Raw genomic sequence first — 303 nt, forward strand, 5'->3', positions numbered from 1 at the left:
GTCGTTAATCCAGAAATAACATCATTACTTCTTCGTAAAATAACACCTGCCCCAAGAAAACCAATCCGACTCACAATTTGAGCAGCTAGACGCATTGGATCCATAGTTGTATGCCCTGGAACAGAATATACATGTACGGCTTCAATTGAAACCATCGTAATTAAACAACTTGCTACAGAAATAACCATACTTGTTTTCACACCAAGCGGGTTATTCTTTAGCTGCCTATCTATCCCGATGAATAATCCTAAAAAGAGTGCTAAACCTAATTTGAGTAAAAATTCATATGACATATTTCCATTC

Annotated in this window: 1 protein-coding gene; it reads right to left on the bottom strand. The window is 36.6% G+C overall.

The window, feature by feature from the left end; translation table 11 throughout:
- On the bottom strand, positions 1–293 hold a 293-nt coding region (locus tag ACSG5Z_RS30560), incomplete at its 3' end, for an MgtC/SapB family protein (protein ID WP_435712826.1).
- Positions 294–303: the final 10 nt, after the last annotated feature.

The organism is Bacillus pretiosus (genome assembly GCF_051294775.1).
GTDB lineage: Bacteria > Bacillota > Bacilli > Bacillales > Bacillaceae_G > Bacillus_A > Bacillus_A wiedmannii.